Origin of the sequence: Lebetimonas sp. JS032, from assembly GCF_000523315.1 — a bacterium.
In the GTDB taxonomy this organism is placed as follows: Bacteria; Campylobacterota; Campylobacteria; order Campylobacterales; family Nautiliaceae; genus Lebetimonas.
The window spans coordinates 855,707-874,055 of record NZ_ATHS01000001.1 but is presented as its reverse complement, the minus strand read 5'-3'; the positions used below and the strand labels follow the sequence as shown (position 1 = coordinate 874,055).

Annotated in this window: 29 protein-coding genes; all 29 read right to left on the bottom strand. The window is 33.7% G+C overall.

Features of this window, described 5'->3' with window-relative positions; genetic code table 11:
• A complete protein-coding gene (gene rplO, locus DZ65_RS0104875; protein ID WP_024787549.1) occupies nucleotides 1-393 on the bottom strand; it encodes a 50S ribosomal protein L15 in 393 nt (130 codons plus the stop codon).
• A 2-nt stretch (nucleotides 394-395) separates the two neighbouring features.
• Nucleotides 396-872: a 30S ribosomal protein S5 gene (gene rpsE, locus DZ65_RS0104870; protein ID WP_024787548.1), complete on the bottom strand. Its 477-nt coding sequence runs from the start codon at nucleotides 870-872 to the stop codon at nucleotides 396-398.
• Nucleotides 873-881: 9 nt separating this feature from the next.
• Complete coding sequence (rplR, locus tag DZ65_RS0104865) at nucleotides 882-1,247, bottom strand: 50S ribosomal protein L18 (RefSeq protein ID WP_024790845.1); 366 nt, start codon at nucleotides 1,245-1,247, stop codon at nucleotides 882-884.
• A gap of 9 nt (nucleotides 1,248-1,256) precedes the next feature.
• Nucleotides 1,257-1,796: a 50S ribosomal protein L6 gene (gene rplF, locus DZ65_RS0104860; RefSeq protein ID WP_024790844.1), complete on the bottom strand. Its 540-nt coding sequence runs from the start codon at nucleotides 1,794-1,796 to the stop codon at nucleotides 1,257-1,259.
• An 11-nt stretch (nucleotides 1,797-1,807) separates the two neighbouring features.
• Complete coding sequence (rpsH, locus tag DZ65_RS0104855; RefSeq protein ID WP_024787545.1) at nucleotides 1,808-2,203, bottom strand: 30S ribosomal protein S8; 396 nt, start codon at nucleotides 2,201-2,203, stop codon at nucleotides 1,808-1,810.
• A gap of 12 nt (nucleotides 2,204-2,215) precedes the next feature.
• Nucleotides 2,216-2,401 carry a type Z 30S ribosomal protein S14 gene (locus tag DZ65_RS0104850; RefSeq protein WP_024787544.1) on the bottom strand — a complete coding sequence of 62 codons (186 nt, stop codon included), beginning with the start codon at nucleotides 2,399-2,401 and terminating at the stop codon, nucleotides 2,216-2,218.
• A complete protein-coding gene (gene rplE / locus DZ65_RS0104845; RefSeq protein WP_024787543.1) occupies nucleotides 2,394-2,948 on the bottom strand; it encodes a 50S ribosomal protein L5 in 555 nt (184 codons plus the stop codon). Before rplE ends, DZ65_RS0104850 begins: the two co-directional genes overlap by 8 nt.
• 3 nt (nucleotides 2,949-2,951) lie before the next feature.
• Entirely contained in the window at nucleotides 2,952-3,203 is a 252-nt protein-coding gene (rplX, locus tag DZ65_RS0104840; RefSeq protein ID WP_024787542.1) for a 50S ribosomal protein L24, read from the bottom strand.
• Nucleotides 3,203-3,571, bottom strand: coding sequence for a 50S ribosomal protein L14 (rplN, locus tag DZ65_RS0104835; protein WP_024789700.1), 369 nt, complete (start codon nucleotides 3,569-3,571; stop codon nucleotides 3,203-3,205). The genes rplX and rplN overlap by 1 nt, the downstream gene beginning before the upstream one ends.
• A 2-nt stretch (nucleotides 3,572-3,573) precedes the next feature.
• A complete protein-coding gene (gene rpsQ, locus DZ65_RS0104830) occupies nucleotides 3,574-3,819 on the bottom strand; it encodes a 30S ribosomal protein S17 (protein ID WP_024789699.1) in 246 nt (81 codons plus the stop codon).
• Entirely contained in the window at nucleotides 3,819-4,025 is a 207-nt protein-coding gene (rpmC, locus tag DZ65_RS0104825) for a 50S ribosomal protein L29 (RefSeq protein WP_024787539.1), read from the bottom strand. Before rpmC ends, rpsQ begins: the two co-directional genes overlap by 1 nt.
• A complete protein-coding gene (gene rplP, locus DZ65_RS0104820) occupies nucleotides 4,012-4,437 on the bottom strand; it encodes a 50S ribosomal protein L16 (protein WP_024787538.1) in 426 nt (141 codons plus the stop codon). Before rplP ends, rpmC begins: the two co-directional genes overlap by 14 nt.
• A complete protein-coding gene (rpsC, locus tag DZ65_RS0104815) occupies nucleotides 4,415-5,134 on the bottom strand; it encodes a 30S ribosomal protein S3 (protein WP_024790843.1) in 720 nt (239 codons plus the stop codon). Before rpsC ends, rplP begins: the two co-directional genes overlap by 23 nt.
• Complete coding sequence (gene rplV, locus DZ65_RS0104810; protein WP_035003134.1) at nucleotides 5,134-5,454, bottom strand: 50S ribosomal protein L22; 321 nt, start codon at nucleotides 5,452-5,454, stop codon at nucleotides 5,134-5,136. The genes rpsC and rplV overlap by 1 nt, the downstream gene beginning before the upstream one ends.
• 9 nt (nucleotides 5,455-5,463) lie before the next feature.
• Complete coding sequence (gene rpsS / locus DZ65_RS0104805) at nucleotides 5,464-5,745, bottom strand: 30S ribosomal protein S19 (protein ID WP_024787535.1); 282 nt, start codon at nucleotides 5,743-5,745, stop codon at nucleotides 5,464-5,466.
• A gap of 9 nt (nucleotides 5,746-5,754) precedes the next feature.
• Nucleotides 5,755-6,579 carry a 50S ribosomal protein L2 gene (gene rplB / locus DZ65_RS0104800; protein ID WP_024787534.1) on the bottom strand — a complete coding sequence of 275 codons (825 nt, stop codon included), beginning with the start codon at nucleotides 6,577-6,579 and terminating at the stop codon, nucleotides 5,755-5,757.
• Between the two features lie 10 nt (nucleotides 6,580-6,589).
• Nucleotides 6,590-6,871 (bottom strand): 50S ribosomal protein L23, encoded by a 282-nt coding sequence (locus DZ65_RS0104795; protein ID WP_024789697.1) that lies wholly within the window; start codon nucleotides 6,869-6,871, stop codon nucleotides 6,590-6,592.
• 2 nt (nucleotides 6,872-6,873) lie between these two features.
• Nucleotides 6,874-7,458: a 50S ribosomal protein L4 gene (gene rplD / locus DZ65_RS0104790; RefSeq protein WP_024790842.1), complete on the bottom strand. Its 585-nt coding sequence runs from the start codon at nucleotides 7,456-7,458 to the stop codon at nucleotides 6,874-6,876.
• Nucleotides 7,455-8,030, bottom strand: coding sequence for a 50S ribosomal protein L3 (gene rplC, locus DZ65_RS0104785; RefSeq protein ID WP_024787531.1), 576 nt, complete (start codon nucleotides 8,028-8,030; stop codon nucleotides 7,455-7,457). Before rplC ends, rplD begins: the two co-directional genes overlap by 4 nt.
• A gap of 10 nt (nucleotides 8,031-8,040) precedes the next feature.
• Nucleotides 8,041-8,349, bottom strand: coding sequence for a 30S ribosomal protein S10 (gene rpsJ / locus DZ65_RS0104780; protein ID WP_024787530.1), 309 nt, complete (start codon nucleotides 8,347-8,349; stop codon nucleotides 8,041-8,043).
• 309 nt (nucleotides 8,350-8,658) lie between these two features.
• On the bottom strand, nucleotides 8,659-9,315 hold the full coding sequence (locus DZ65_RS0104775) for a TIGR00730 family Rossman fold protein (protein ID WP_024790841.1): 657 nt from the start codon (nucleotides 9,313-9,315) through the stop codon (nucleotides 8,659-8,661).
• A 57-nt stretch (nucleotides 9,316-9,372) separates the two neighbouring features.
• The gene (locus tag DZ65_RS0104770; RefSeq protein WP_024790840.1) at nucleotides 9,373-10,452 is read right to left on the bottom strand and encodes an ABC transporter permease; all 1,080 of its coding nucleotides are present in this window, start codon (nucleotides 10,450-10,452) and stop codon (nucleotides 9,373-9,375) included.
• Nucleotides 10,449-11,555 (bottom strand): ABC transporter permease, encoded by a 1,107-nt coding sequence (locus tag DZ65_RS0104765; protein WP_024790839.1) that lies wholly within the window; start codon nucleotides 11,553-11,555, stop codon nucleotides 10,449-10,451. The genes DZ65_RS0104770 and DZ65_RS0104765 overlap by 4 nt, the downstream gene beginning before the upstream one ends.
• Before the next feature lie 52 nt (nucleotides 11,556-11,607).
• Entirely contained in the window at nucleotides 11,608-13,275 is a 1,668-nt protein-coding gene (locus DZ65_RS0104760; protein WP_084021915.1) for an ATP-binding cassette domain-containing protein, read from the bottom strand.
• A gap of 20 nt (nucleotides 13,276-13,295) precedes the next feature.
• Nucleotides 13,296-13,757 carry an HlyD family secretion protein gene (locus tag DZ65_RS10855; protein ID WP_051433538.1) on the bottom strand — a complete coding sequence of 154 codons (462 nt, stop codon included), beginning with the start codon at nucleotides 13,755-13,757 and terminating at the stop codon, nucleotides 13,296-13,298.
• Nucleotides 13,758-13,826: 69 nt separating this feature from the next.
• On the bottom strand, nucleotides 13,827-14,264 hold the full coding sequence (locus DZ65_RS10850; protein WP_051428176.1) for a biotin/lipoyl-binding protein: 438 nt from the start codon (nucleotides 14,262-14,264) through the stop codon (nucleotides 13,827-13,829).
• Between the two features lie 48 nt (nucleotides 14,265-14,312).
• On the bottom strand, nucleotides 14,313-15,614 hold the full coding sequence (locus DZ65_RS0104750) for a TolC family protein (protein WP_024790837.1): 1,302 nt from the start codon (nucleotides 15,612-15,614) through the stop codon (nucleotides 14,313-14,315).
• A gap of 54 nt (nucleotides 15,615-15,668) precedes the next feature.
• Nucleotides 15,669-17,180, bottom strand: a complete 1,512-nt coding sequence (locus DZ65_RS0104745; RefSeq protein ID WP_024791292.1) for a DHA2 family efflux MFS transporter permease subunit — start codon at nucleotides 17,178-17,180, stop codon at nucleotides 15,669-15,671.
• Between the two features lie 47 nt (nucleotides 17,181-17,227).
• Nucleotides 17,228-18,346, bottom strand: coding sequence for an HlyD family secretion protein (locus tag DZ65_RS0104740; protein WP_024790835.1), 1,119 nt, complete (start codon nucleotides 18,344-18,346; stop codon nucleotides 17,228-17,230).
• Nucleotides 18,347-18,349 lie beyond the last annotated feature (3 nt).

The following is an 18,349-nucleotide window of genomic DNA, read 5'->3' as shown; positions in this document are numbered from 1 at the left end:
TTACTTTCCAGAAGTAGTAATATTACTATCTTTTATTTTATCTTTAAGTTCTTTTGCTTTTGTGCCTATCAATTTTACTTTTTCAGCTCTTATTTTTACAACTTTGGCCAAGCTCTCCATTGTAATTTCGTCTAATTCCAAAACAGCGCTGAATTTATCTACATTAATAGCCTGAGGCTTTACAACTCTACTTTTAAAGCCTATTTTTGGCAATCTTCTTTGAATCGGCTGTTGACCGCCTTCAAAACCTCTTTTTTGATTATAACCTGTTCTAGATTTTTGACCTTTTTGTCCTCTTGTCGATGTTTTTCCGTATCCGCTGGCAGGTCCGCGTCCAACTCTTTTTGTTTTATGTGTTGACCCGCATGCAGGTTTTAAGTTTTCTAATGCCATCTTTACGCCTTTTTACTTTTAATCTCTTTAAGAGCTTCAAGAGTAGCCCTTACAAGATTGTGAGCATTGTTTGATCCAAGTGATTTAGAAAGAATATCTTTAATTCCCACTAATTCAAGCACAGGTCTTACAGCACCACCGGCAATCAGTCCTGTACCTTCACTTGCAGGTTTTAATAAAATTTTTGATGAATTGAATTTTACTTCCACTTCATGATTAATGGTATTGCCGTGAATACCTTCAATTTTTACCAAGTTTTTGAAAGCATCTTCAATTGCTTTTTTAATAGCATCAGGAACTTCCTTGGCTTTACCGTTTCCGACCCCTACAATTCCTTTTTTATTTCCAACGACTACCAAAGCGTTAAATCTGAATCTTCTACCGCCTTTAACAACTTTAGTAATTCTTCCAACGTTAACAACTACTTCTTCAAATTCTTCTTTATTATAATCTTTAATTACTTCTTTTAATTTAGCCATTTGCCGCCTTTATACTTTTATTCCATTTTCTCTTAGAGTATCTGCAAATGCTGCAACTACACCATGATATTTATATCCGTTTCTATCAAAAGCAACTTTGTCGATTCCGGCATCTTTTAAATTTTGGGCAAAAATTTTTGCCGCTTCTTTAGCTCCGTTAATATTAGCCGGAAGTTTGTTTTCCAAATGTGCTGTATTTAAAAATACAAGAGTTTTGCCTTCAGCATCATTAATAGCCTGAACTATTATATATTTGTTTGATCTGAAAAAAGTGACTCTTGGCAATTCAGCAGTTCCGCTTATTCTACCTCTGACTCTTCTTTTTCTTTTAAGTCTTCTTAAATCTCTTCTTGCTAATTCTTTACTTCTTCTCATCTCTCACCCTTATTTTTTAGCTGTCTTACCAGCTTTTCTGATAATAACTTCATCAACATATTTAACACCTTTACCTTTATACGGTTCAGGTTTTCTGAAGCTTCTAATTTCAGCTGCTACTTGACCGACTTCTTGTTTATCTGTGCCTTTTACAGTAATTAAATTTTTTTCAACCGTAATTGTGATTCCGGCAGGAATTTCATAATTAATAGGGTGTGAATATCCAAGTTGTAATTCTAAAATATTACCTTTAACTGCAGCTCTGTATCCAACTCCGTTAATTTCAAGTTTTTTTTCAAACCCTTTGGTTAATCCTACAACGGCATTATTAGCTAATGCTCTTACTGTTCCCCACATTGCTTTAGCAAATTTGTCATTTTCGCTAGCAGGTTCAACTGTTATAGTATCACCGTCAATATTAACTTTTACAACACCTTTTGTGTCTATAACTTTTTCATCTTGGCCTTTTTTAATAATTAATTTATTCCCTTCAAGCTTAGCTTCAAGGCCAGAAGCTAACTTTACGGGCAATTTACCTATTCTACTCATAAATTTTCTCCTTACCAGATACTACAGATTACTTCGCCGCCCACTTTTAATTTGTAGGCTTCATCATTTGCTAAAACACCTTTATTGGTAGAAACAACAAGTGTTCCGAATCCGTTTTTAAATCTTTTAATGTCTTCATAACCTTTATACACCCTTCTTCCGGGTTTGGATATTTTTTTAAGTTCATTAATAACGGAATTACCATTTTCATCATATTTAAGTGTAACATTTATAAATTTTTTATTACCGTCTTCCACTACTTTAAAACTTTCTATATAGCCTTTTTCCTGAAAAACTTTTAAAACATCTTCCATAAGGCGCGAATAGTTAAGCTTTGTAACTTCCATGCCCCTCATGGCGGCATTTCTGATTCTTGTTAATCCGTCTGCAATAATATCACTCATCATCTTGGCATCCTTTTACCAACTAGCTTTTTTAACACCAGGGAGTAACCCCTCATTTGCCATTTTTCTAAGACAAATTCTGCAAATTCCGAAATCTTTGTAAACTGAATGTACTCTACCGCAAATTGAGCATCTTGTATATGCCCTGACTTTGAATTTTGGTTTTCTTTTAGCTTTAGCTATCATACTTTTTTTAGCCATTTGCTTTTCCTTTTGTAAATGGGAATCCGATAAGTTCAAGCATTCTAAGTGCAAGTTTATCATCTTCTGTTGTTGTTGAAATATTAATATTCATACCGTGTACTTTTATAATACTATCATAATTTACCTCTGTGAATACTAATTGTTCGTTAAGTCCAAAGTTAAAGTTTCCTCTTCCGTCAAACCCGTCTCTTTTTACACCTTTAAAGTCTCTAACTCTTGGAAGTGCAACAGAGATTAGTTTTTGAAGAAAACTCCACATCATTTCACCTCTAAGTGTAACCTTAACACCAACAGGCATACCTTCTCTTACCTTAAATCCCGCTACTGATTTTTTAGCAGGGGTAATTACAGCTTTTTGTCCGGTAATTATTGTAAGCGTATCCGCTACGCTTTCAAGAAATTTTTTATCTTTGGCACCTTCGCCTACACCGGCACTAACCACTATTTTTTCAATATTAGGTATAAGCATTGGATTCTTGATATCAAACTCTTCAACCAATTTTGGTCTAACTTCTTTTAAATATTTTTCTTGTACTTCAAACATCTCTTAGCCTTCTACTTTTTTTACGTTTGAAATGTGAATAGGTTTTTCAATATATTCAAACCCGCCTTTTGGGTTTTGCTCAGTCGGCTTAACAGCCTTTTTAACAATATTCACACCTTTAACTATTACTTTAGCCTCTTTTGGAATAACTTTTAAAACTTCACCCGTTTTACCTCTGTCATCTCCGGCGATTACTTTTACGCTGTCGCCTTTTTTAATTTTAAATTTAGGAGGTAAGTTTTTTCTAGCAGCCATTATAGCACCTCCGGAGCAAGTGATGTAATTTTTTGGAAACCTTCATATCTGACTTCCCTGGCAATAGGACCGAAAATTCTTGTACCAACCGGCTCTTTTTTATCATCTATAACAACAGCAGCGTTATCGTCAAATCTGATTAATGAGCCGTTTTCTCTTTGAACTTCTTTATTAGTTCTTACAATTACTGCTTTTACAACCTGACCTTTTTTAACTTTTCCGTTCGGAATGGCTTTTTTTACAGAAGCTATGATAATATCGCCTACTGAGGCATATCTTCTTTTTGAGCCGCCCAAAACCTTGATACACATAATTTCTTTAGCACCGCTGTTATCGGCAACTTTTAGTCTTGTAAATGGTTGAATCATTCTTATTCTCCTCTTTCAAGAATCTCTTTTAATACAAAAGATTTTCTTTTGGAAATTGGTCTGTGTTCAATTGCACTAACAACATCACCAACATTTGCTTGGTTATTTTCATCATGAACAAGATATTTTTTAAATTTTTTAACAATTTTATGATATTTTGGATGTAAAACTTTTCTTTCCACTAAAACATTTATAGTTTTATCACCAGTTTTTTTAATAACTTTTCCAGTAATAATTCTTTTAGGCATTAGTTACCCCTTTTTTGTCTCATCGCAGTTTTAATTCTTGCGATATCTTTTCTGATTTTAGAAACAAGTGATGTGTCCTGCAATTGCATAGTTTTTAATTTCATTCTTGTCTCAAACAGTTCCATTTTTTTATTTTTTAGAAGCTCCTGTAATTCCGCTTCACTCTTTGCAAGCAAATCCGCTACATTCAATTTAGTATAGCTCATTTTCATTCTCCATTGAAATAATTTTTGTTTTAAAAGGTAATTTTGCAGCTGCAAGAGTTAACGCCCTAACGGCAGTTTCATTATCAACACCGGTAAGTTCGAAAATAATTCTTCCGGGTTTAATATTCATAACCCACTCTTCCACGCTACCTTTACCTTTACCCATCCTAACTCCTACCGGTTTAGAAGTTAAAGGTTTGTCAGGAAATACTCTAATCCAAACTTTACCTGTTCTTTTCATTGTTCTCGTAAGAGCAACCCTTCCAGCTTCAATTTGTCTTGAATTAATTCTTCCAAGCTCAGTTGCTTTTAACCCGTATGTACCAAATGCAAGAGAACTTCCTCTATAGGCTTTTCCTTTGTTTCTACCTTTTTGTTGTTTTCTGTATTTAGTTCTTTTTGGCATTAACATGTCTTCGTCCTTTTCTTCTTCTTTGAGGTTTTCTTTCCTCTATAGAAACTGCTTCTTGGTTTCTTCTTTGTAAAACTTCACCTTTGAATATCCAGACTTTAACGCCGATAATTCCGTATGTAGTTAAAGCCTCGGCAAAGCCGTAATCAATTTTCGCTCTTAATGTATGAAGAGGAACCCTGCCTTCAAGATACCATTCGGTTCTTGCCATTTCGGCTCCGTTTAATCTTCCGGCAACCTGAACTTTAATTCCTTTTGCGCCAGATTTTAAAGCATTTTGAATAGCTTTTTTCATAGCTCTTCTGAATGCCACCCTTCTTTCTATCTGAGTAGCAATATTTTCAGCAGCCAACTGTGCACTGATTTGAGGTTTTCTTTCTTCTTTAATGTTTAAAATAAGTTCTTTATCACCTATTTTATTTTGAAGTTCTTTTTTTAAGGCTTCAATTTCGCTTCCGCCTTTGCCGATAATTATTCCAGGTTTTGCGGCAAAAATAGTAATTCTTATTTTTTTGGCTGTTCTTTCGATAATAATATCACTAATTCCGGCATAATAAAGTTTTTTCTTTAGAAATTTTCTAAGTTCATAATCACCCAATACATTTTCTGGCATAGTGTTATAGTTAATAAACCATCTACTTCTCCAGTTTCTGTTTATTCCAAGTCTTAGTCCTATAGGATTTGTTTTTTGACCCATTAGCTTTCCTTTTCAACTTCTACGTAAATATGAGCTGTTGGTTTTTGAATTTTACTTGCCATCCCTCTAGCTCTTGGTCTGAATCTTTTTAGATAAGGACCTCTGTCAACTCTGCATGAAGTAATTTTAACTTCGTTTGCGTCATATCCACCGTTTGCAACAGCACTTGCAACAACTTTTGCAATCACTCTTGCAGCTTTGTTTGGCATAAATTCTAATTTTGCAAGTGCCTCTTCAGCATTTAATCCCTGAATTTCTTTTGCTATTAATCTTGCTTTAGTTGGTGAAAGTCTTATAAATTTTAATACTGCTTTACTCATCACCTATCCTTACTTACCTATTTTCTTTTGAACAGAACCTTTGTGCCCTCTGAAAGTTCTGGTCGGCGCAAACTCACCAAGTTTAAAACCGATATGTCTTTCAGTAACATAAACAGGGACAAAGTCTCTACCATTGTGTACGTTAATTGTAAGTCCAATCATTTCTGGAACAATTGTACTTCTTCTTGACCAGGTTTTAATTGGTTTTGGATTTTTTTCTTCTTTTGCTTTTAAAACTTTTTTCATTAAATGTTCATCAACAAAAGGACCTTTTTTAGTGCTTCTTGCCATCGTTTATCCTTATTTCTTTCTTCTTGAAATGATGTATTTGTCACTTTGTTTTTTCTTTCTTGTTTTGAAACCTTTAGTAGGCATTCCCCAAGGTGTTACAGGATGGTTACCTTTGCTTCTACCTTCACCACCACCGTGTGGATGGTCAACCGGGTTCATGGCAATACCTCTTGTTTGAGGTCTGATACCTTTATGTCTGCTTCTGCCCGCTTTACCTACAGTGATATTTTGATAATCGGCATTCCCGACAACACCGATAGTTGCCATACATTCTCCTAAAATTTTTCTCATTTCGCCGCTAGGTAATCTCACAATTACATATTTTTCTTCCCTACCCATAATTTGGCAGCTGTTTCCTGCGGCTCTTGCAATTTGACCACCTTTTCCGGGTTTAAGTTCTATATTGTGAACCACAGTACCCACTGGAATGTTTTTAAGTTTCATTGCATTTCCTGGCAATATATCAAGTCCTGCTTCCGCAGCAATTACAGTATCTCCGATTTTTAGCCCTTCAGGTTGAATAATATATCTTTTATCCCCGTCAGCATAAGTGATCAGGCAGATTCTACAGTTTCTGTACGGATCGTATTCAATTGTTGTAACTTTTCCCGGAACTCCGAATTTATTTCTTTTGAAATCGATAATTCTGTATAGTTTTTTAGCTCCGGCCTGTCTGTGTCTTGATGTAATTCTACCTTGATTGTTTCTCCCGGCTTTGGCCGGCAATTTAATTAGTAATTTTTTTACCGTTGGTTTAGAAGTTATGTCGCTGTTATCAAGCGAACTCATAAATCTTCTTGACGGTGTATACGGTTTATATGTTTTAATTCCCATAGTATTTCCTTTATACACTTAGGCTTTCAAGTTTTGCATCTTCAGGTAATTTTACATAGAATTTTTTGAAATCCGATTTTTTACCTGTTATCCCTTTAAATCTCTTAACTTTACCTTTTTGTCTAAGTGAATTCACTTTTAACGGTGTTACACCGAAATATTCTTTAAAAATAGTTTTTAATTGGTTTTTAGTTACTTTTGGTGTAGTTTGAACTACTAAAACACCATCTTCTTGCAAGTTTAGTGCTTTTTCAGTATAAACTATTGATTTAATATCTGTAATATCAGCCATCTTTAGCCCTTTATAACTTTTTCGTAAGCCGCTTTATCAAAAATAATTGATTTAAAAACGCTTGCATAATATGCATTTAATTCTTCTGGTGTAATAATATATACGTTTGGAATGTTTCTGAATGCTAAAAATGTATTTTCATCCATTTCGTCAACTACTATTAAATAGTCTCTTTCATTTAGATTACTTAGCCATTTTACAGCATCTTTTGTTTTTCCTGACTCGATTTTAATCGAATCAACAACATAAAGTTTTTCCTTATTTGCTTTTTCATTTAAAGCATATTTAAGAGCCACTCTTTTTTGTTTTTTATTTAATTTTTGTGACCAGTCTCTTTCGTTTCTTGGTCCGTGAGCCACACCGCCGCCTGTAAATTGAGGTGCTCTGATACTTCCCTGTCTGGCTCTGCCTAAACCTTTTTGTCTAAACGGTTTTTTACCGCCGCCGCTAACTTCTCCTCTTGTTTTTGTATGAGCCGTACCTGCCCTTTGATTGGCAAGGTATGCTTTTACATATAAATAAAGGTTATGCGGATTGATACCTTTAAAATCTTCCGGTAAATTTGTTATTTTTGTAATTTCACTCATTTCACAATCCTTACTTTTCCTAAACTTCCATTGGCCCCTGGAACACTTCCTTTAATAACAAGCACGCCCATATTTTCATCAAATTCAACTACTTCAGCGTTAACTGTTACGTTTTTGTTTCCGTAATGTCCCGGCATTTTTTGTCCAGGCTGAACTCTACCAGGCCATTCACAGTTACCGATTGAACCCGGAGCTCTATGGAATCTACTTCCGTGTCCTCCCGGACCTCCTGCAAATCCGTGTCTTTTAATTACACCTGCAAATCCCCTACCTTTACTTTTAAAAGTAAGTTTTACTTTTTTAGCTTCTTTTAAAGGATCTATTGTTAAATCCCCGGGCTCTGTATTTGCAACTTTAAGTTCTGCAAATCTGTTAAATTCTTTTGAAAGTCCATATTTTTTTTGCATACCTTCAAGTGCTTTATTTGTTTTTTTGCCATTAGCATAAGCAACCAATGCTTTATCCTCTTTTATTTCACAAACCTTAGCTGGAACAATTTTTAATAAAGTAACCGGAATACTCGGGATTGATACTGTCCTACTCATTCCTATTTTTTCAACTATAAATTCCATTCAATTCTCCTTAACTTAATGCCCTAACTTCTACATCAACCTCTGGTGCCAATTCTAATTTCATTAATTGGTCTACAGTTTCAGGCGATGCGTTCACAACATCAACAAGTCTTCTGTGAATTCTAATTTCGAATTGCTCTCTAGAATCTTTATTGACATGAGGTGATCTTAATACTGTATATCTTCTGATTTTTGTAGGTAACGGTATTGGTCCCTTTACTTCAGCTCCAGTTCTTTTAATAGCGTCAGTAATTATTCCAACGGCTTTATCAAGCACTCTGTGATCATATGCTTGAAGTTTAATTCTGATTTTTTCCATTTTCTTCCTTTTTAAAGATCTCGTGGTTTTTCCACGCATTTTGGAATGAAATTATAAACGATTTTACGGGATTTTACAAGATAAAAAGGGGTTAATTTTTCCTTTTTTAAAGGAAAAGTCGGTATAGGTTCTAGTTCAATAATATAAAACAATAATTTTTATTTTGAATTTTTACTTTCATCATGGCCGCTTTTCAAGCAGCCAGATGAGCAGAGCTCATTTTTAACTCTTCACTTGGTCAGTTGGGCTCTTGACAACTCACTACTCACTACTCACTTTAAACTTAAAGCTTGGCCACTTGGAACGTGGCTACTTAACATTAGGCTTTATAGCATTATTATATATATAACTAACCGCTTCGTCTACATCATCTGTAACGATAAACAAATTTAAATCTTTTTTATCAATATGTTTATATTCAAGCATTTTTTCAAAAAAATCCAGCAGCGGTTTATAATATTCCCTGCCGAAAAAAACAATTGGAATCTGGCTCATTCTGCCTGTTTGCGCAAGTGTTAAAACTTCGCTAAGCTCATCCAATGTACCGAATCCCCCCGGCATCATAACGGTTCCTACCGAATATTTTAAAAATGTCACTTTTCTTGTAAAGAAATATTTGAATTTTAAAGATATTTTTACATAAGGGTTGGTAATTTGTTCATGGGGCAAAAGAATATTGAGTCCTACGCTTACTTTTGCACCTTTACATGCCGCTTCCATAATACCGGGACCGCCACCTGTAATTATTGCATAACCTTTTTGGCTTAATTTTTTACTGATTTCAACTGCTTTTTCATAATAATATTCTCCCGGCTTTTCCCTCGCACTTCCAAAAATAGATATTGCAGGAGGTAAATCTTCAAGCTCTTCAAATGCATCTGTAAAATCACTTATTACCCTGAACATCCTCCACAAATCTTTTGTAGGATTTCTATTATCTAAAAACTCTTTTTGTATATCTCTCATTTTTTATCCTTCTCACAATATTTATCATTTTTCATTTTTAATTTCTCACTTTTAATTTTAAAACAGTCTTCCCATTTTTCTGTACCCGTATATAAATAAAATAATACCCAAAAATGTAAGCGCCGCATAAAATTGCCATAAATGAATCATATCAGCGCCTCTAAACATTATACTCTCACTTCCTTCAATATAATACCTTAAAGGAGAAAACAAAGATAAAAACTGCAACATTGGATGCATAGCATAAATAGGTGTCCATGCACCGCTCAAGAAAATCAGAGGCATCATTATGAGCATTGAATACTGTCCCACCTGCAGAGCGCTTTCGCTGATTGCAGCAATAAAAAGCCCGAGTCCCGCCGCCGTTATGGAATAAAGAAGAGTTAATATTAAAAAATCAAAAAAACTTCCGTTCATCGGTGCGTTAAAAACGCCAAAAATTACAAAACCAAATGCCAGAATAACCCCTCCAAGCAAAATAACAACTTGCGAAAATATTTTTGCAAAAATAATAAGTTTGGAACTAACCGGCATTAAAAGCATAATATCCCACGTACCGTCCTCTTTTTCCTTTACAAAGACCATTGCGCTTAATATCACCCCAAGCAAAGTAATGACGGATAAAAGCTCGGTAAAACTCATAAACCATTTTGAATTGCTGTTTTGATTAAAAAGTTTATGAATTGCCAAATCAACGGGTAATTTTATATTGCTCATATTTAAAATAATATTTTGAAGGTAACTAAGCGTTACATAAGCCTGGCTTGCCGCCGTTGAATCAATCAATACATTTATTTTGGCAGGCTTTTTTTTATAAATATTTTTTTCAAAATTATTATCAAACACAATTCCTACCATTATTTTTTTGTTAAAAATTGCATCACTTAACTCTTTTTGGGATTTAAAAATAACCGGTGTTTTAAATTCCGGTTTATGCAGGTGTGAGAGAATTTTTTTAGAAACAACATCTCCCGAATAATCCACATATCCTATAGATACATTTCTCGGTTTTACCTGAATTCCGTTTCCAGCAATATAAATATCAAAGGTAAAAGAATACAAAACCACCGCCACAAGTCCTACATTTCTTAAAAAGCTTAAAATTTCCTTACTGAAAATGCTCAAAAACTGTTTCATTTCAGACCTTTTTTCAAAAACAATCTTCCAAGAATCAATAAAACAACAGCATAAACAATCAAGATACAAAAATAGAGTATGTTTTTAGAAGAGCCGAAACCCTGACCAATCAAAAATGTGTCATAAACCAAATGGTTATAATACATTACAGGAAACAGATGGGCTTCAATATACGACTCCCCTTTCATAGAGGAGATTGGCATAAGCATTCCGGAATATAAAAATCCTGGAATTATGGTAATAATAATGGTAAGAACAAGAGCCACAATCTGCCTTGAAGAGACTATACTTACCAAAAGCCCTATTCCCAGAGATATTAAAATATATATTTCACTTGAAAAAAAATAGATTAAAAAATTGCCTTTAAAGGGAACTTTAAAAATATAAACAGCCACTAAAAAAAGATTAAATATATTAAATGAATGCAAAAAAAACACAGGGGTTAATTTGGATATTAAAAAATCTATTTTCCCTACAGGGGAGGAATAAAAATTAAAAATAGTGCCCTCTTCTTTTTCCTTTACAATTAAAAGTGCCGCCAAAATCGCAGGTGCAACCAATAAAATAAGCCCTAAAAGCCCAGGGACTATTGCATTTGCGTCTCTTAGAGACTGGTTAAAAAGCATTCTTTGATTTATTGAAATCAAACTTTTTAATCCGGGCTTTAATCTTTTTGCAATATCTAAAATCAACCCCTCTGCATAACTTTGCATTGTGAGTGCCCTCATAGGATATGCACCGTCTATAAAAACACCGATCCCAGTTTTTTGATTTTTTAAAATATTTTTTTCAAATGAAGGTGGAATAATAAAAATCATATCAACTTTTCCTGTTTTCATTTGTTTTAGAGCTTCTTTTTCACTCATTTTCGGCAATAGTTTAAAATACTGGGAATTTTTCATTTTTGAAATAAGCTCAAGTGAAATTTTACTTTTATCATAGTCAATCACCACACTTCGCGCATGCTTTACATCCATTTTAATACCGTAACCGAACAAAATAAGTATCATTAAAGGCACCAAATAAACCATAAATATCATTTTACTTCTGATTAAATCTTTAAATTCATTTAAGATATATGCCCTTATAACTCCAAAATTCACTTACATCCCCCTAATTTTACACTTTTCATTTTACACTTTTCACTTTTCACTTTTATAAGTTTTCCTTATAAAATTTAACAAATATATCTTCAAAACTTTCAGCTTCAGGAAATTTTTGATACAGATTTTTTACTGTGTCATCCACTATTTTTTTGCCTCTTTTTAACACAACAACCCTGTCGCAGTATTCAGCCTCACTCATATAATGGGTTGTAACTATTATTGAAATTCCCCATTTAACTTTAAGCTGATGCAAAATATCCCAAAACTGGGCTCTTGCAATTGTATCCACCCCGCTTGTAGGCTCGTCTAAAAATAAAACCACCGGTTCGTGCATAATAGCGGCACTCAAGGAAAATCTCTGATTTATTCCAATGGGCACATCTTTTGGAAATGAATCTAAATATTCTTCAAAACCGAGAGACTTTGCATATTCTTTTATTAAATAATGGGTTTTAAGTAAATCAATTTTATGCATATTCGCAAAATACAAAAGATTTTCCCTTATCGTCATATCTTTGTAAAGGGCAAAAAGCTGAGACATATATCCGATTTTACTTTTTAAGCCGAGTCTGTCTTCATACGATTTAATCTTTTTACCAAGTAAAATAAGTTCCCCCTCATCAATGGGATAAAGCCCCAGAAGCATTTTAATAAGCGTTGTTTTACCCGCCCCGTTTGCCCCGAGAAGCCCTAAAATTTCACCTTTTTTAAGCTCTAAATCAATATGGTCATCCGCTGTAAAATCACCGAATCTTTTAGTCATTCCCCTTGCTTCAAGCACCACATCCGGCAACGTTTTTTTATTTTCTTTAATCATCATTTTTGGAGGTATTTTACCCCTTTTAAGTGCATTTACAAAAAAGAGGCCCTCCAATGTAGGCTCTTTATGAGGAGCATTTAAAGATTTTAATGAATAAGTGGTTTTATTAAATGTTATACATTCTTCACACTCAGTCTCTTCATAGACATATTCTTTGATTGAATTAATCAGTTCTTTCGGTTTTCCGCCGGCGATAATTTTACCCTCGTCAAAAAGATATACCCTGTCCATCAGGGCGGCCTCATTCATATAAGCGGTGCTTACAATCGTTAGGCCGCTTCTGGTTTCATCCAGTATTTTCCAAAGCTCCCTGCGGCTTAGAGGGTCAACCCCGGTTGTCGGTTCGTCAAGTATAAGGAGTTTCGGTTTATGAATAAGTGTGCAGATAAGGGAGAGTTTTTGTTTCATTCCCCCGCTTAAATTTTTAGACAGCCTGTCCCGAAATTCATACAGCCCCGCCATTTTAAGAAGTCTAATTCTATATTCATAATATTCGTCATCTTTTTTTACATTTCTTATATCGCTGAAAAAATCAAGATGCTCTTTTACACTCAGATTTTTATACAGAACCAGCCCTAAACCCTGGGGCATAAAACCGATATTTTGTTTTAATTTCTCAGTCTCTTTTATATTTTTATAAGCAAAATTATAAAAGCTTATTTCCCCTTCAAAATCCTTAACCCCGCTTATGGCATACATAAAAGAGCTCTTCCCCGCCCCGTCAGCCCCGATAAATCCGATTATCTCTTTTTCATATCCTTCAATAGAAGCTTTTTCAATGGCAGTTTTGTTTTTATATTTTACAGTTACATTTTTTGTTTCAAATATTAATTTTTCATCGTGGCCGTTTTTCAAACAGCCAGATGAGTTTAATTCGCTTTGCTCATTTACACTCATTTTCCATTATCCATTTTACATTACAGTTTTGGCAATTCGTCTAAATTCTTAGGTAACCTGCCCCCTATACTTATAACCCCGATTCCCGGAAGCCCGAATTTTATTAAAGGATTAGGATTTACCGGTTTTATATCAACTTCATAAACCCTTTGAATCCTGTCTTCCCTCACCTCAACCTCTTTTGGAGTAAATTCGGCTCTTTGGGCAATTTTAATTACTCTTGCCTCAATAGGTTTGTTTGGATACGCATCCAAAAATATAACTGCCCGCTCCCCTATTTTTATTTTTCCGTTATTAATTTCATCAACATACATTTTTAAATAAAGTTTTTGGGGGTTTATTGCAGTAGCCACGCTCATACCAGCCCCAAGAACTTCACCGATGTTTGCAACTTTATCTATTATATATCCGTTAATAGGAGATTTTATTGTAAGTTCATTGATTACACTCTGTATTTCATCCCTCTTGGCTTTTAAAGCCAAAATAGCGTTTTTAAGAGCTTTAATGTTAACTCTCGCTGCTATGGCCGTATTTAAATTTTCTTTACTGCTTTAATTAAAGTTTTTATCCTGAGCAATTACAGCTTTTAAGATTTCTATATTTTTTTCCAATGCATTTAATTCGTCTTTTTTTACCCCGTAAGCCAGCTCGGCCTGTTTTATACCGTTTTTTATTTTAGCGGCTGTAAAATTTAATTCATTTTTTTTAGCCTTAATCTCAGCTTCAATAGATTTTAATTTATCTTTATATTCATCGCTGTCAAGAACGGCAATAACACTGCCTTTTTTAATATCACTCCCGTCATCAATATTGATTTTTACAATCCTTCCGGGATATTTTGTGTTTATGTTTATCAAATCCCCGTCAAAATTACCGACACCGGCCACAAGCCCGGGAGGCATCTTTTTCGCATTCAAGGCTTTGTAAATTAAAACCCCTCCAATTGCCACTAAAATTATTAATATAATTCCTACTATATTTTTTTTCATTTCATAACCTTTTATATAAAAATTTCATTTTCCATTTTACATTTTACATTAAAAATTGCTTCCCCCGTCTAAATTGGCTTTTATTGTATAAAAGAAAATTTGGGATTTTACATCCTCTTTTTTAGCCCTGGCAGCAGCAAGTTTGGCAATGGCGTCCGTCAAATCGGCTGAATCCGCCAAGCCTTCTTCAAATTTAGCATTAATATATTCATAATAACTGAGCCTTGCTTCGACTTCTGACTTAGCTGATTTATACATCTCTTTTAGAGCCTTAATTTTTAATAAATCATTTTTATACTCAGTCTCGGCAGTATTCAAATAGTTTTTATAATAAATAAGACTTTGCAGTTTTGCTATTTTGGCTTCTTCTATATTGGCCTTATCGGCGCCTCCGTCAAAAATATTATAATTTAATTCAACAGCCCCGTAAGATTTATCTCTGTTTTGATAATAGTTTTTATCCAGTCCGAATGTGTTTGCTTCCTTTTTTAATCCTATTTCAATACCGATTTGAGGATAAAATTTTGATTTCGCTAAATTTACCATTGTTTCGCTTAAATTAAGATTTTCTTTTATTGCCAAAACATCGGGTCGTTTTAAAATATTTTCCTCTTTTAAAGAAGGGACATTTAAACCGTCAATTTTTTTAATTTTTTTATTGACAAGATTTGAGAAAATATTTAAAAGGGCTTTTTTTTGCAAAAGGGCACTGTCTATTTTTGCATTTATTTCATAATATTTCGCATCTATTTCATCCGCCTCGGATTTATTCAAAAGACCTTCTTTATAAAACGAAAAAGCCTTTTCTTTTGCACTCGTTACAGCCGCTTTAGCTTTGTTTAGTGCATCAATCTTTGCATTTAGGGCATAAATATTTGAATATAATTTTGCGGCGTTTAATAATAAAACCCTTTTGGTGTTTTTAAGTTCCAGCTTTTTTTGTATCAGTTCTATTTTTGATTTTTTAATTAAATTAGTTATAGCAAAACCTGTAAAGAGCGGATATGAATATTTCAAAACCCCCGTAAAATTATTTTTTCTTCCTGCCTGAATTTCAGTATTCACATTTTGATAAATCAGTGGATAAACCGGGGCGCTCCCCGCGTTTTGCGCTCCAACGGCCACATCTGTGTTCATTTTCATAACAGGATTTTGATGAAGCCTCACATAAGAATAACTTAAATCTACACTTCCGTAATTCTTTGCTTCGCTGAGTTTTAATTTTTTTTCATAAATTTCCACCTGTTTTTTTGCAAGTTTATAATTCAGTGAATTTGTTATAGATTTTGCTATATCGTTAAAACTCTCGGCACTGAGAAATAGAGGAAATATTAAAGCAAGCCTTTTCATTTTTATCCTTTTTTATTTGAAATATTTTATCAGAGAAATATTGATGTGTCAATTTTATTTTTCATTTCTTATTACCCATCTTTTAGCAATAGGCAGCAAAAACACAAAAACACTTCCCAATAATCCCCAAAAAGCGGCATTTAGCCAAACATACTTAAACCCGTAATTCATAGCCATAAATTCCTGTAAATCTCTCAATAAAACATCCCCGGCCACTCCAAAAGCATATCTTAATTTTTCAAGCAAATCACTGACCATGGAATAATTCTGAAGGGTTACAATCCCGTCATATTCTTTGGCCTGATAAAAAAACATAGAATTTGTAGCAATTGCAGTACCGAAACTCCCTCCCACAAACCTCACATAATCCATAACCACAATTGCCTGTTCGCCTTTGTTTTTAGCAGCATTCATAATAAGCACCGTTACAGGCGCAAAAAACATTCCCATAGATATTCCAAAAGGCATTGTCCTTAAAACCGCTTCGCTAAAACTCATATAGTAATTAATCGGCGGAAAAAGATAAAAAGATGTTATCAGATAAATTATAACCGCAACCGTAAGCACAGGAATGGGACCGGTTTTGTCGCTTACATTCCCCGCAATTATACTCACAATCCCTATCCATATTCCAAATCCTAAAACCCCTAGCCCCGCCTGAATGGAACTAAGCCCTTTTATATGCTCGTAAAATACAGGTATCATATAAAAATACTGATACATCGAAAAACCGAGCAAAACAAAATAGATTAAAATTCCAAGTGTATAAAAGGGGTTTTTAAATAACGAATAATCAAACAGTTTATTTTTTGAAAAATATTCGCTGATTAAAAAAAATAAAAAAGCTATCCAGGAAACAAATGCCAAATAAACTATAAAAGAAGAATTAAACCACCCAAACTGCTGACCTTTACTAAGCATTATCAAAAGAGCCACGGTTGAAATTGAAAGAAATGCAAAAGAGATTATATTTAGAGAATAATTTTCTTTTTTGCCAATATCCGGCAAAAGCAGACTTCCAAAAATAACAATAATTATTCCAATCGGTACATTTACAAAAAATACGGCCCTCCAGCTAAACCATTCGGTCAGATATCCTCCTAAAGTTGGCCCAATTGCCGGAGCAAAAGCCACGCCTAAAGCAAAAATCCCCATTGCAATACCTTTTTTATCATCAGGAAACAAAGAAAAAATCATCATATGGGCCGTAACCATTATTAAAGCCTCGGCAAACCCCTGAACCACCCTTGCACTTATTATAAATCCAAGAGAATTTGATACTCCACAAAGAAAAGAAGCCAGACTAAAAAGTCCAACCCCTACTATATAAACCCATTTATTTCCATATCTTTTAATAAGCCACTCAACCACCAAAAGCCCGGCCGCAGCGGCCGTCATATAAGCGGTAATCACCCACTGAACCCCGTACATATCGGTTGATAGCGGCCCCTTTAAGCGCGGTACCACAATATCCACTATCGTGGTATCCAAAACCGCCATAAAAGCACCGGTAATGATTAAAATAATGTAAAGTGTAAAATTAAAAGTGAAAAGTTTAGGTTGCATTTTTTACTGCTTTCACTAAAATTTTTATTATTTCATTTTTCACTCAGTTAATAGCTTTTTGCTATTTCAACTTCCCCGCTCATCCCAACAAGCACATCATCAGGAATTTTTTTAAATTTAATCCTTACATAAAACCTCTGGGCTAATTTTGTAAATTCACCGCTGCTTATGTCTCTTGGGACGAGCGCAAACGTAGCGGCACTCGCCGGCAAAATTTTATTTACATATCCGTTATAATCTTTACCTGTGGCGTCAATATGAATTTTTGCATAGTTTCCTTTTTTTATGCCTTTTAATTTAGTCTCTTCAAGCAAAACCAATACATACAAATCTTTTGGATTCACAATACTTAAAATTTTACTGCCCGCATTTACCACTTCATCGGGGTTTTCAAATTTTTTGGCTATTTTCCCGTTAAAAGGAGCATATATAAAACTCTCTTTTATATGCTGGTTTATAAAAGCCAGTTTATCATTCAAAACTTTTAACTGAGATTTCATTGAATCAGTTAACTTAGCTAATCTAATTACTTCTTTTTTGTTATTTTCTGCAATATTTAATTTTATAAACAATGCATTTTTATCTTCATTCATACTTTCCAAAATTTTTTTATCCGCATTTATTTCATTTTGCAAAGCAAAAAAAGCTGTTTTTACATTTTCATATTTTTCATATGAAATTTTTCTGTTTTTATATAGTCTGCTGAATCTTTTATAATCATTTGCAAGTTTTTGAAGTTTGTTTTCTTTTGCCTTAATTTCATACTTTTTTGCTTCAATCAGTTTATCAAGCTTCTTAATCTGAGTATTTATTAAATTTATGTTTTCATCTATATCTTTGCTTAATTTATCTTTTTGGATAATACTTGCCTGAATTTTTTGCTTTAAAGCGTTTATCTGATTGATAAGCCCGTTTTTTTGAATTTCCAAATCTTTTGTATCAAGTTTCGCAAGAAGTTCATTCTTTTTAATATTATCGCCTTCGTTTACATAAATCTTTTCTATCTTCCCTGGAATTTTAAAAGAAAGATTTGTAAGAGAATCGGTTTTTACAAACACTGCATTTGAAGTGGCATAATTATGTGAAAATATAATATATTTAATCAGTAAAAAAACTGAAACTGCCAATAGTATTCCAAAAACAATTAAAGCTATCTTTTTTTTCATTTA

What these genes read in the sequence shown, in the direction of transcription:
- rplO (WP_024787549.1), bottom strand. Translation starts at nt 393, where the DNA reads ATGGCATTAGAAAACTTAAAACCTGCATGCGGGTCAACACATAAAACA.
- rpsE (WP_024787548.1), bottom strand. Translation starts at nt 872, where the DNA reads ATGGCTAAATTAAAAGAAGTAATTAAAGATTATAATAAAGAAGAATTT.
- rplR (WP_024790845.1), bottom strand. Translation starts at nt 1,247, where the DNA reads ATGAGAAGAAGTAAAGAATTAGCAAGAAGAGATTTAAGAAGACTTAAA.
- rplF (WP_024790844.1), bottom strand. Translation starts at nt 1,796, where the DNA reads ATGAGTAGAATAGGTAAATTGCCCGTAAAGTTAGCTTCTGGCCTTGAA.
- rpsH (WP_024787545.1), bottom strand. Translation starts at nt 2,203, where the DNA reads ATGATGAGTGATATTATTGCAGACGGATTAACAAGAATCAGAAATGCC.
- DZ65_RS0104850 (WP_024787544.1), bottom strand. Translation starts at nt 2,401, where the DNA reads ATGGCTAAAAAAAGTATGATAGCTAAAGCTAAAAGAAAACCAAAATTC.
- rplE (WP_024787543.1), bottom strand. Translation starts at nt 2,948, where the DNA reads ATGTTTGAAGTACAAGAAAAATATTTAAAAGAAGTTAGACCAAAATTG.
- rplX (WP_024787542.1), bottom strand. Translation starts at nt 3,203, where the DNA reads ATGGCTGCTAGAAAAAACTTACCTCCTAAATTTAAAATTAAAAAAGGC.
- rplN (WP_024789700.1), bottom strand. Translation starts at nt 3,571, where the DNA reads ATGATTCAACCATTTACAAGACTAAAAGTTGCCGATAACAGCGGTGCT.
- rpsQ (WP_024789699.1), bottom strand. Translation starts at nt 3,819, where the DNA reads ATGCCTAAAAGAATTATTACTGGAAAAGTTATTAAAAAAACTGGTGAT.
- rpmC (WP_024787539.1), bottom strand. Translation starts at nt 4,025, where the DNA reads ATGAGCTATACTAAATTGAATGTAGCGGATTTGCTTGCAAAGAGTGAA.
- rplP (WP_024787538.1), bottom strand. Translation starts at nt 4,437, where the DNA reads ATGTTAATGCCAAAAAGAACTAAATACAGAAAACAACAAAAAGGTAGA.
- rpsC (WP_024790843.1), bottom strand. Translation starts at nt 5,134, where the DNA reads ATGGGTCAAAAAACAAATCCTATAGGACTAAGACTTGGAATAAACAGA.
- rplV (WP_035003134.1), bottom strand. Translation starts at nt 5,454, where the DNA reads ATGAGTAAAGCAGTATTAAAATTTATAAGACTTTCACCAACTAAAGCA.
- rpsS (WP_024787535.1), bottom strand. Translation starts at nt 5,745, where the DNA reads ATGGCAAGAAGCACTAAAAAAGGTCCTTTTGTTGATGAACATTTAATG.
- rplB (WP_024787534.1), bottom strand. Translation starts at nt 6,579, where the DNA reads ATGGGAATTAAAACATATAAACCGTATACACCGTCAAGAAGATTTATG.
- DZ65_RS0104795 (WP_024789697.1), bottom strand. Translation starts at nt 6,871, where the DNA reads ATGGCTGATATTACAGATATTAAATCAATAGTTTATACTGAAAAAGCA.
- rplD (WP_024790842.1), bottom strand. Translation starts at nt 7,458, where the DNA reads ATGAGTGAAATTACAAAAATAACAAATTTACCGGAAGATTTTAAAGGT.
- rplC (WP_024787531.1), bottom strand. Translation starts at nt 8,030, where the DNA reads ATGGAATTTATAGTTGAAAAAATAGGAATGAGTAGGACAGTATCAATC.
- rpsJ (WP_024787530.1), bottom strand. Translation starts at nt 8,349, where the DNA reads ATGGAAAAAATCAGAATTAAACTTCAAGCATATGATCACAGAGTGCTT.
- DZ65_RS0104775 (WP_024790841.1), bottom strand. Translation starts at nt 9,315, where the DNA reads ATGAGAGATATACAAAAAGAGTTTTTAGATAATAGAAATCCTACAAAA.
- DZ65_RS0104770 (WP_024790840.1), bottom strand. Translation starts at nt 10,452, where the DNA reads ATGAAACAGTTTTTGAGCATTTTCAGTAAGGAAATTTTAAGCTTTTTA.
- DZ65_RS0104760 (WP_084021915.1), bottom strand. Translation starts at nt 13,275, where the DNA reads ATGAGTGTAAATGAGCAAAGCGAATTAAACTCATCTGGCTGTTTGAAA.
- DZ65_RS10850 (WP_051428176.1), bottom strand. Translation starts at nt 14,264, where the DNA reads ATGAAAAAAAATATAGTAGGAATTATATTAATAATTTTAGTGGCAATT.
- DZ65_RS0104750 (WP_024790837.1), bottom strand. Translation starts at nt 15,614, where the DNA reads ATGAAAAGGCTTGCTTTAATATTTCCTCTATTTCTCAGTGCCGAGAGT.
- DZ65_RS0104745 (WP_024791292.1), bottom strand. Translation starts at nt 17,180, where the DNA reads ATGCAACCTAAACTTTTCACTTTTAATTTTACACTTTACATTATTTTA.
- DZ65_RS0104740 (WP_024790835.1), bottom strand. Translation starts at nt 18,346, where the DNA reads ATGAAAAAAAAGATAGCTTTAATTGTTTTTGGAATACTATTGGCAGTT.